The sequence below is a fragment of the Citrobacter sp. wls827 genome, assembly GCF_005280875.1.
GTDB classification, from domain to species: domain Bacteria; phylum Pseudomonadota; class Gammaproteobacteria; order Enterobacterales; family Enterobacteriaceae; genus Citrobacter; species Citrobacter youngae.
Map to the genome: position 1 here is coordinate 93,650 of NZ_SZWR01000015.1, position 11,312 is coordinate 104,961.

An 11,312-nucleotide genomic window follows, 5' to 3' on the forward strand; every position below is an offset into this window, starting at 1 on the left:
CCAGGATCTGTTTAATAAACTGCTGGCCTCAAAAGCCATCGCACGCGCGGTGGAAGATGAAGCACGCAGCAAAAAAATTTCCCACGAAAAAGCGCAGCAAAATGCCATTGCGCTGATGGAAGAGATTGCCGCCAACTTCTCCTACGAAATGATCCGTTTGACGGACCGTATTCTGGGCTTTACCTGGAACCGTCTGTATCAGGGGATTAACGTTCATAATGCGGAGCGCGTACGCCAACTGGCGCACGACGGACATGAAATCGTCTATGTGCCGTGCCACCGCAGCCATATGGACTACATGCTGCTGTCGTACGTTCTGTACCATCAGGGACTGGTTCCACCGCATATCGCGGCAGGGATCAACCTGAACTTCTGGCCGGCAGGTCCGATTTTCCGCCGTCTTGGCGCATTCTTTATTCGTCGTACGTTTAAAGGCAATAAGCTCTATTCCACCGTATTCCGCGAATACCTGGGCGAGTTGTTCAGCCGCGGCTATTCGGTTGAGTACTTTGTCGAAGGTGGGCGGTCGCGTACCGGCCGCCTGCTCGACCCGAAAACCGGCACCCTGTCGATGACCATTCAGGCGATGCTGCGCGGCGGTACGCGTCCGATTACCCTCGTACCGATCTACATCGGCTACGAGCACGTAATGGAAGTGGGCACCTACGCCAAAGAGCTGCGTGGCGCGACGAAAGAAAAAGAGAGCCTGCCGCAAATGCTGCGTGGCTTAAGCAAGCTGCGTAATCTGGGTCAGGGCTACGTTAACTTTGGCGAACCAATGCCGCTGATGACTTACCTCAACCAGCATGTGCCGGAGTGGCGTGAATCTATCGATCCTATCGAGTCTATCCGTCCTGCCTGGCTGACGCCGACGGTGAATAACATTGCTGCCGATCTGATGGTGCGCATTAACAACGCAGGCGCGGCCAACGCCATGAACCTGTGTTGTACCGCGCTGTTGGCTTCCCGCCAGCGCTCTCTGACCCGTGAACAGTTAACCGAGCAGCTCGACTGCTACCTGAGCCTGCTGCGCAACGTGCCGTACGCGACGGACTCAACCGTTCCCGCGCAGAGCGCCAGTGAACTGATCGACCACGCCTTGCAGATGAACAAGTTTGAGGTTGAGAAAGACACCATCGGTGACATCATCATTCTGCCGCGCGAGCAGGCGGTACTGATGACCTACTACCGCAACAACATTGCCCACATGCTGGTTCTACCTTCGTTGATGGCCGCGATTGTGACTCAGCACCGCCGGATTTCACGCGCCGCATTGCAGCAGCATATTGAAGCGCTGTACCCGATGCTGAAAGCCGAGCTGTTCCTGCGTTGGGAGCGTGATGAGCTTGCCGGGGTAATTGACGAGCTGGCCAACGAAATGCAACGTCAGGGTCTGATAACCCTGCAGAACGATGAGCTGCATATCAACCCGGTTCATTCTCGCACGCTGCAGCTGTTGGCTGCGGGCGCGCGTGAAACGCTACAGCGCTATGCCATTACCTTCTGGCTGCTGAGTGCGAACCCGTCCATCAACCGCAGTACCCTGGAGAAAGAGAGCCGCACCGTGGCACAACGTCTTTCCGTGCTGCACGGTATCAACGCGCCTGAGTTCTTCGATAAAGCCGTGTTCAGCTCCCTGGTGCTGACGCTGCGTGACGAGGGCTACATCAGCGATACCGGTGATGCCGAACCGGAAGAGACGATGAAGATCTATCAGATGCTGGCCGAGCTGGTCACGTCCGATGTGCGTCTGACCATCGAAAGCGCAACGCAGGGCGAGTAAGCATAAAAAAACCGGTCGAAATGACCGGTTTTTATTTTGCAGGCTAAGCCAAACTCAAAGGTGCCAGTAGCTCATCGCCAGCCCTAAGAACAGTACCAGCCCCACATAGTTATTGTTCATAAACGCTTTAAAGCAGGCATCCCGTTCACGATCGACAATCAGTTTCTGCTGATACACAAACAGCGCGCCCGCCACCAGCAGTGACCAGTAATAGCCCAGCCCCAACCCGTTTAACCACCCCACCATCGCCATCAGCGCCAGCACACCGACCTGCAGAATGCCAATAATCAGCTTGTCGTTCTGGCCGAACAGAATGGCGGTCGATTTAATGCCAATCTTCAGATCGTCATCGCGATCAACCATCGCATACTGCGTGTCATACGCCACCGCCCAGAGAATGTTGGCGAGGAACATCAGCCAGCAGCTCAGCGGTACAGATTCACTGACGGCGGCGAACGCCATGGGAATAGACCAGCCAAACGCCGCCCCCAGCACCACCTGCGGCAGGTGCGTATAGCGTTTCATGAAGGGATAAACCCACGCCAGTGCTAACGCGGCAACGGACAACAAAATCGTCATCGTGTTAAGAGTCAGAACCAACAGGAAGGCGAGCAACACCAGCACAACAAACAGTGTTCGGGCCTCTTTCTCCGTGACTGCACCGCTCGGCAGCGGCCGGTTTGCGGTCCGTTTGACGTGTCCGTCAAATTTCCTGTCGGCGTAATCATTCACCACGCATCCGGCAGCGCGCATCAGCCACACTCCGGCGACAAACACCGCCAGTATCCATAATTGCGGTACACCAGGGGTCGCTACCCACAGCGCCCACAACGTCGGCCAGAGCAGCAGTAAGGCGCCAATTGGCTTATCCGTACGCATCAAGCGGTGAAACGCCAGCAGCTTACTCTGCGTCAGACTCCACTCCATCTTTATCTTCCTCTCAGTACAACGGCGATGCAGGCAAAAAAAGCTCGGTAAGCATCAGCGGCTTACCGCTCAGCCGCAGTCGGGAACGACGCCCCCACAGCGCTGCATCGCGGCCAATCTCAATAAAATCGCGGGTCAATGTCGATGATGTAAACAGATAGCGCCCGAGCGGGGTTTTCCCCAGATTTTGTAAAGCCAGTTCGGGGCCGCACAAGGTGGATTCAGGCACCACGGTCCGCCCGGCAAGCCATGGCTCACCATCCGCGCATAACAGGATTTCCCGCAACCAATAGCGGGATTCTGCCGGCAGCAGCGTCAACTCTTCAGCGACTTCATTTTGCCCAACGAATCCTTCTCGTATCAATGTTACGGTGACCTGTTTTCCCTGCTGCTCAAAACGTTTGGTCATCGAATCTTCCAGTAACAACCAGTCGAGCAATTGAGGGTCAAGCGACGGGATCGCATCAAAATAACGCAGAGCACGCAGTTGCGTTAACGCGGGGTGTGGCATGCCTTACTCTCCGATTCATAACCTGAAGGCATTGTATCGCAGAAAAGGCTTTGCGGGGTGAGCAAACACGATTAAGTGATCGGTAGGGCAACATAAGTGTAACAAGTAGCATCGAAGGATAAAAAAAGGTGCGCCAGGAGACGCACCAGTTGTTGCAAAATCAACAATGTGGGGAGATGGTTACCCCTTGCCTTTTACACTGCTGATAAAGGTGGAACGGGCAGATTTGGATCCCAGACGTTCAGCTTCATCAAGCAGCTTCAGCGCTTTATCAACATCACCTTTCGCCACGGCATCCTTAATCGCCTGGTTAAAATAGTTCTCAGTGTCATTCAGCATCGGCTCGCTTTTCTTCACCGGTTGCGGTGCCGGTGCGGCTACCGCGGCAGCCGGGGCTGCATAGGCCACCGCAGGTGCAGCGGTATTACCCACCGTCACCGGACCCGGGCCAGAGGAGCCAAACAGCGGCCCAACCAGCACGCTGGAGGTGCTGTTAGTTTTCACCTGCAGTTTCACCAGACCATCGGTAGTATGGCGGGCAATCGGGTCCGGAATATCCGGAACAGCATTGCCCACGCCCTTGGCATACGCTTTCGCCGGGTCAAGCAGCGTGGTGGTCTGTTGGAGATCTTTATCAGTAGTAAAGACCAGAACATAAAGCTTCTGCTGTCCCAGCGCTGGCGTCAGACGCATCACCCCTTCCAGGCGATCCGCACTCATCACACCCGGTGCCTGGTAGGTAAAGTAGCTGCTGGGGAAGAACGCCGATGGCGTCATGTTCTGATCAAGAATTAAAACGTTTGGCGCAAATACGCTGGTTTGTTGGTTAACTTCACTGCTCAGCGTCAGGGTCAGTTCACCAATATTGGCCGGTACGCTATAGGCGGCAACCGGGCCGCTAATACCGGCAATGTCCAGACGCTGTCCCGCTGTCGCCAACGGGGTTGACTGGGTTTTCGATTGGTCGACGGGCGTCCAGGCCAGTTGTTGCAACGCAGCCGTCGGAATCGACGGTGCAGCTGCGGTGTCCTGCGGAACGATATTCACATCGGCCAGGCTGATTCCAGGAACGCTGGCAAATAACCCTGCCGATAAACAAAGGGCAACGAGACTTTTCTTCATTTTCATTGTTATCACCTCAGATAGCATGGGTTCAGCGGTGGCCAGGCAATAGCGCGCTAAACCGTAAGTAAGAGGGGCTTACGCCCCTCTTTAGGTCATTACGTCAGGTTAATGCTGGATTACCACCAGATTTCCATCTGGGCACCGAAGGACCACTCGTCGCTATCGCCACGGCTGGTTGTGCTGATACCGGAGTTGGTTGCAGCAGCATATTTAGAGACCTTATCTCCGTTTTTCACGTAGCCCCATTCTTCATCCCATTTGGCATAGGTTGCAAAGACGCGGATTGCCGGACGAGACCAGATGCTGTCGCCTGCCTGCCACTGTTGCGCCAGGGTGATTTTGTATTGGCTGTTGCGATCGCCAGTCTGTTGAGATTTGACGTTATCGTAGCCGACTTCCATCAGGGTGCTCATGATTGGCGTCCATTTGTACATCGGACGAATACCCACGGTGTACCATTCAGTACCCAGGTCGTTATCCATGTCGATATTCTGATACATACCGACGTACATCAGGTCCCACTTGTCGCCCAGAGAGATAGCACCGTGGTCAAGTACGCGCACCAGGCTACCGTTGTTATTGATGTTGTTGTTTACATGATGGATAACGGGATCATTTGGTGTTGCCTGGGTATCGAAGGTTGAACCGTAAGTACCCTGCGAGCCACCTTTACCCTGCGTGGTCATCGCGTCAGTTGCATACTGAACCACAAACTTGTTATAGCCCTTCAGCATGCTCTGAGTATGTTCTGCAGTGAACATCCAGCCATCTTTAGAAGCGCTATCCGCGTAGCTATAACCGTCAGTTTTATTCGCACGACCGTAGTCAACACCCAGTTCCAGCATGCCGTCCGGGTTAATGGCCATCTGCGCTAAACGCATGTCGAATACGTCGTTCGCGGTATCTTTGGATGTGTCGTAGATATTCTGGCTACTGAAGGTGTAAGAACCACCCGCTTCCTGAGAACGGGTTGCGGCCAGAGACAGCTTACCAAAGCCCAGATCGATGTTTTCAATACCGGCACCAGGACCTGAAATATCCCAGTAGTAGAAGTCGATCATATGGACGTCATGACGCTGATAGAAACGTTTACCGGCCCAGATGGTGGAACCCGGCAGCCATTCAATCAGGTTTTTACCCTGCACGTTGGCTTCGCGGAAAGCAGGATCGGTCGCTTCCCAGTCATTCTGCTGTGCAACAGAGTAGGCAACGTTAGTGTCGAAGTAGAAGCTCTTATCGCCTTCTTTCCACACTTCCTGGCCCAGCTTAATTTCAGCATAGGTTTCACATTCGTTACCGAGACGGTATTTACTTTGGGCACCGGTTGCCTGGAAACATTGTTGTTCGCCGCCACTACCCGTCCAGCCGATACCGGAACGAGCATAACCATGGAAATCGACAGCCATTGCCTGAACAGACATAATGCCTGCTGCCACAGCAACCGCCAGAGGAAGTTTGCGCAGAGTAATCATCGTTCTATCTCCTGAGATCATTGCTTTTCTTTAAACGCTTCACCTTGACGGTTTTGCGCTTTTTTTTAATGGGATACCTTAAACGCCCGGCTCTTGATGCAACCGACGACATGCAGTGCCATCCTCACGGAACAGATGGCAACGCTCTGGCGGCAGGCCGATAGCGAATGTGGCACCCTCTTCTACCAACACCACGTCGTTCTGGCGGTAAACCAGGTTCTGACGGATGGCGGGGATCTGGATATGGATTTGTGTTTCGTGACCAAGCTGCTCGACGACCTGTACTTCACCTTCGAGGGTGACATCAGCAATATCGCTGGGCAGCAGATGTTCCGGGCGGATACCTAAAGACATATTGGCGCCGACCTGCACCGCGCGGCTTTCCACTGGTAGCCATATTTGCTGGCGGTTAGGCAGCTCAACCTGAACCTGATCGATCGCCGTTGCCGTCACTTTCACCGGCAGGAAGTTCATCTTTGGCGAACCAATAAACCCGGCAACAAAGCGGTCAGCCGGGTAGTGGTACAGCTCCAGGGGTTTGCCTACTTGCGCGACGCGGCCGGCATCCAGCACCACAATTTTGTCGGCCAGGGTCATCGCTTCGACCTGATCGTGGGTGACGTAAATCATCGTGCGGCCAAGACGCTTATGCAGGCGGGAGATTTCAATGCGCATCTGGACGCGCAGTGCGGCATCGAGGTTTGACAGCGGTTCGTCCAACAGAAAGACACGCGGCTCTGCAACCAACGTACGGCCAATAGCCACACGCTGACGTTGTCCACCAGAGAGCGCTTTGGGTTTGCGCTCCAGCAGATGGGCCAGTTGCAGCACTTCTGCGACCTGATTAACACGCTGGTTCATCACCTCTTTTTTGGCGCCTGCCAGCTTGAGGCCGAACGACATGTTTTCGGCGACGGACAAATGGGGATACAGCGCATAGGACTGGAAGACCATCCCCACGCCACGTTCGGCGGGCGGAATGTCGTTCATCCGGGTCTCCCCGATAAACAAATCACCACTGGTGATGGTTTCAAGTCCGGCGATCATACGCAGCAAGGTTGACTTACCACAGCCTGACGGTCCGACAAACACCACGAATTCCCCTTCGTGAATGTCGAGATTGATATCTTTCGATACCACCACGTCACCCCAGGCTTTCGTTACATTTCGCAGCTGTACGCTCGCCATGCCCTTCTCCCTTCGTTACAACCTGTCATCGACAGCAACATTCATTGATGGATTGACTATGCGTTATCCCTTAACGGCGTGAATCCTCCACCCCCCAGCTTTTTTATGGGGGAGGAGGCGGGAGGATGAGAGAGCAGCGTCTGAGACCCTGGCTGTACGCCGTGGAGGAATTTCGTGATGTCGCTTGCAAAAATCAGTGGGTTTTTATGTGCGCCAGTACGCATTACTCACATTTATGTAACACAGATCACATAAAGAATGGGTGGGGCGTAGGGGTAAGGAGGATGGAAAGAGGTTGTCGTATAAAGAAACTAGTCACCGTTAAGCCACCTCTGCAAAATCACCAAACAGGATGGGAACTATGAAAATCAAAACTGGCGCACGCATCCTCGCATTGTCCGCATTGACGACGATGATGTTCTCCGCCTCGGCTCTCGCCAAGATTGAAGAAGGTAAGCTGGTTATCTGGATTAACGGCGATAAAGGCTACAACGGCCTCGCTGAAGTGGGCAAAAAATTCGAGAAAGACACCGGGATCAAAGTCACCATTGAGCACCCGGACAAACTAGAAGAAAAATTCCCGCAGGTTGCCGCGACCGGTGATGGCCCGGACATCATCTTCTGGGCACATGACCGCTTTGGCGGCTACGCGCAGTCTGGCCTGCTGGCTGAAATCACTCCGGATAAAGCGTTCCAGGACAAACTCTACCCGTTCACCTGGGATGCCGTACGCTACAACGGCAAACTGATTGCTTACCCAATCGCGGTTGAAGCGCTGTCGCTGATTTACAACAAAGACCTCGTGCCAAATCCACCAAAAACCTGGGAAGAGATCCCAGCGCTGGATAAGACACTGAAGGCGAAGGGTAAATCTGCGCTGATGTTCAACCTGCAAGAACCGTACTTCACCTGGCCGCTGATTGCTGCCGACGGCGGTTACGCGTTCAAGTTTGAAAACGGCAAATATGACGTGAAAGACGTGGGCGTGGACAACGCTGGCGCGAAAGCGGGTCTGACCTTCCTGGTTGACCTTATCAAGAACAAACACATGAACGCGGATACCGACTACTCCATCGCAGAAGCGGCCTTCAACAAGGGCGAAACGGCGATGACCATCAACGGTCCGTGGGCGTGGTCCAACATCGACAAGAGCAAAATTAACTACGGCGTCACGCTGCTGCCAACCTTCAAAGGCAAAGCGTCTAAACCGTTTGTTGGGGTACTGAGCGCCGGTATTAACGCCGCCAGCCCGAACAAAGAACTGGCGAAAGAGTTCCTCGAAAACTACCTGCTGACCGATCAGGGCCTGGATGAAGTGAACAAGGACAAACCGCTGGGTGCCGTGGCGCTGAAATCCTTCCAGGATCAATTAGCAAAAGATCCACGCATCGCCGCCACCATGGATAACGCCCAGAAAGGCGAAATCATGCCGAACATCCCGCAGATGTCCGCATTCTGGTATGCCGTTCGTACCGCAGTGATCAACGCAGCCAGCGGCCGTCAGACCGTCGATGCCGCGCTGAAAGATGCACAAGGTCGTATCACCAAGTAATACGGTTTCCCTTATTTCTTAGGGAATCAGGTTTATTGAATACGTTGTTACGCGAAATCATTCGCGCTACATCGAGGCGGCAAGGAGGCAAATCCCCAGGAGCTTACATAAGTAAGTGACTGGGGTGCGCTTCCGCAGCCAACAAAGAGGTAGTGCGAAGGATAAAGCGTAAAGAGGAAGATCCCCATGGATGTCATTAAAAAGAAACACTGGTGGCAAAGCGACCGGCTTAAATGGTCAGTGATAGGTCTGCTTGGGCTGCTGGTCGGTTACCTTGTTGTTTTGATGTACGCTCAGGGGGAGTACCTGTTTGCCATCATGACGCTGATTTTAAGCTCTGCTGGCCTGTATATTTTCGCTAACCGTAAAACCTATGCCTGGCGTTATGTTTATCCTGGCGTCGCTGGTATGGGGCTGTTTGTTCTGTTTCCATTGGTTTGCACCATCGCAATTGCCTTTACCAACTACAGCAGCACCAACCAGCTGACCTTTGAACGTGCTCAGGAAGTCCTGATGGATCGTTCGTATCAGGCTGGTAAAACCTACAACTTCGGTCTGTATCCGGCGGGTACGGAGTGGCAACTGGCGCTCACCGACGGTGAAACCGGCAAAAATTATGTTTCCGATGCCTTCAAATTTGGCGGCGAACAGAAACTGCAACTAAAAGAAACGGATGCCTTACCAGCAAGCGAACGTGGGACGCTGCGCATCATCACCCAGAATCGCCAGGCGCTGAACCAACTGACCGCTATTCTGCCGGATGAAAGCAAAGTGATCATGAGTTCACTGCGCCAGTTTTCCGGCACGCAACCGCTCTATACCCTCGCTGACGACGGCACGCTCACCAATAACCAGAGCGGCGTAAAATACCGTCCGAACAGCGACATTGGTTATTACCAGGCGATTAACGCTGACGGTAGCTGGGGTAGCGAAAAACTCAGTCCAGGCTATACCGTTGCCATCGGCTGGGATAACTTCACCCGCGTGTTTACCGACGAAGGCATCCAGAAACCGTTTTTCGCCATCTTTGTCTGGACGGTGGTCTTCTCCGTTCTGACAGTGATCCTCACCGTTGCTGTGGGGATGGTGCTGGCCTGTCTCGTACAGTGGGAGTCTCTCAAAGGCAAAGCGATTTACCGTGTCCTGCTGATTCTTCCGTATGCCGTACCGTCGTTTATCTCGATTCTGATTTTCAAGGGCTTATTCAACCAGAGCTTTGGTGAAATCAACATGATGCTGAGCGCACTGTTTGGTATCAAACCGGCCTGGTTCAGCGACCCAACCACCGCACGTTCGATGATTATTATCGTCAACACCTGGCTCGGTTATCCGTACATGATGATCCTGTGCATGGGTCTGCTGAAAGCAATTCCTGACGATCTGTATGAAGCCTCGGCGATGGATGGCGCAGGCCCGTTCCAGAACTTCTTTAAGATAACGCTACCGCTGCTGATTAAGCCGCTAACGCCGCTGATGATCGCCAGCTTCGCCTTTAACTTTAACAACTTCGTGCTGATTCAGCTGTTGACCAACGGTGGCCCGGACCGACTTGGCACCACCACGCCAGCCGGCTATACCGACCTGCTCGTGAGCTACACCTACCGTATCGCCTTCGAAGGCGGCGGCGGACAGGACTTCGGTCTGGCAGCGGCGATTGCCACGCTGATCTTCCTGCTGGTGGGTGCGCTGGCGATTGTTAACCTGAAAGCCACACGAATGAAATTCGACTAAGGAGGGCACGGAATATGGCTATGGTCCAACCCAAATCTCAGAAGCTACGTTTATTGACCACGCACCTTCTGCTACTGATTTTCATCGCGGCGATCATGTTCCCGCTGCTGATGGTCATTGCTATTTCGCTGCGCGAAGGTAACTTCGCCACCGGTAGCCTGATCCCGGAAAACATCTCCTGGGAACACTGGAAACTGGCGCTGGGCTTTAGCGTTGAGCACGCAGATGGCCGTGTGACGCCGCCGCCGTTCCCGGTACTGCTGTGGCTGTGGAACTCAGTGAAGGTGGCCACCATTACCGCGATTGGTATCGTGACGCTTTCCACCACCTGTGCTTACGCCTTTGCCCGTATGCGTTTCCCGGGTAAAGCAACCCTGCTGAAAGGGATGCTGATTTTCCAGATGTTCCCGGCAGTACTGTCTCTGGTCGCCCTGTACGCGTTGTTTGACCGCCTGGGCCAGTACATTCCGTTTATCGGCCTGAACACGCACGGCGGCGTGATCTTCGCCTATCTTGGCGGTATTGCACTGCATGTATGGACGATTAAGGGTTATTTCGAAACCATCGACGGTTCGCTGGAAGAAGCGGCCGCGCTGGATGGCGCAACGCCGTGGCAGGCATTCCGCCTGGTGCTGCTACCGCTTTCCGTTCCGATTCTGGCGGTGGTATTTATTCTGTCGTTCATTGCCGCTATTACCGAAGTCCCGGTCGCGTCACTGCTGCTGCGTGATGTGAACAGCTATACCCTCGCGGTAGGTATGCAGCAGTACCTCAATCCACAGAACTATTTGTGGGGCGACTTTGCCGCCGCAGCTGTACTTTCCGCCATTCCGATCACGCTGGTATTCCTGCTGGCGCAGCGCTGGCTGGTCAACGGCCTGACCGCGGGTGGTGTGAAAGGTTAAGTTTCATCAAAGTAGTTGTGTTACCCCGCCCGGCAACGGGCAATGCCACTGCAACCCTCAACTTATGTTATCCCAACCTGTGACTGTTATTCGGCGCTCTACGGAGCGCCCTTTTTTT

Annotated in this window: 9 protein-coding genes; 4 read left to right on the forward strand and 5 right to left on the reverse strand. The window is 53.9% G+C overall.

All coding sequences use genetic code 11. The annotated features are described in order from the left end of the window. A partial coding sequence (gene plsB, locus FDX03_RS09825) for a glycerol-3-phosphate 1-O-acyltransferase PlsB (RefSeq protein WP_249357026.1) occupies positions 1 to 1,783 on the forward strand: 1,783 nt, incomplete at its 5' end. 54 nt (positions 1,784 to 1,837) lie between these two features. On the opposite strand, the gene ubiA is transcribed toward plsB, so the two are convergent. The 5 genes from ubiA to malK all read right to left on the reverse strand — a co-directional run bounded on the left by ubiA (position 1,838) and on the right by malK (position 7,006). Next, positions 1,838 to 2,710, reverse strand: coding sequence for a 4-hydroxybenzoate octaprenyltransferase (gene ubiA, locus FDX03_RS09830; protein WP_048213933.1), 873 nt, complete (start codon positions 2,708 to 2,710; stop codon positions 1,838 to 1,840). A gap of 13 nt (positions 2,711 to 2,723) precedes the next feature. Then, the gene (gene ubiC, locus FDX03_RS09835) at positions 2,724 to 3,221 is read right to left on the reverse strand and encodes a chorismate lyase (RefSeq protein ID WP_048213934.1); all 498 of its coding nucleotides are present in this window, start codon (positions 3,219 to 3,221) and stop codon (positions 2,724 to 2,726) included. 180 nt (positions 3,222 to 3,401) lie between these two features. Next, entirely contained in the window at positions 3,402 to 4,349 is a 948-nt protein-coding gene (gene malM / locus FDX03_RS09840) for a maltose operon protein MalM (protein ID WP_061067019.1), read from the reverse strand. Positions 4,350 to 4,462: 113 nt separating this feature from the next. After that, complete coding sequence (locus tag FDX03_RS09845) at positions 4,463 to 5,818, reverse strand: maltoporin (protein WP_048213936.1); 1,356 nt, start codon at positions 5,816 to 5,818, stop codon at positions 4,463 to 4,465. Positions 5,819 to 5,896: 78 nt separating this feature from the next. Continuing rightward, entirely contained in the window at positions 5,897 to 7,006 is a 1,110-nt protein-coding gene (gene malK, locus FDX03_RS09850) for a maltose/maltodextrin ABC transporter ATP-binding protein MalK (RefSeq protein ID WP_005132674.1), read from the reverse strand. 361 nt (positions 7,007 to 7,367) lie between these two features. Here malK and malE point away from each other — a divergent pair, with 361 nt between their 5' ends. From malE to malG, 3 genes are all read left to right on the forward strand, one after another. Then, complete coding sequence (malE, locus tag FDX03_RS09860) at positions 7,368 to 8,558, forward strand: maltose/maltodextrin ABC transporter substrate-binding protein MalE (protein WP_048213937.1); 1,191 nt, start codon at positions 7,368 to 7,370, stop codon at positions 8,556 to 8,558. 186 nt (positions 8,559 to 8,744) lie between these two features. Continuing rightward, positions 8,745 to 10,289, forward strand: coding sequence for a maltose ABC transporter permease MalF (malF, locus tag FDX03_RS09865; protein ID WP_048213938.1), 1,545 nt, complete (start codon positions 8,745 to 8,747; stop codon positions 10,287 to 10,289). A gap of 14 nt (positions 10,290 to 10,303) precedes the next feature. Then, a complete protein-coding gene (malG, locus tag FDX03_RS09870) occupies positions 10,304 to 11,194 on the forward strand; it encodes a maltose ABC transporter permease MalG (protein WP_016155340.1) in 891 nt (296 codons plus the stop codon). Positions 11,195 to 11,312: the final 118 nt, after the last annotated feature.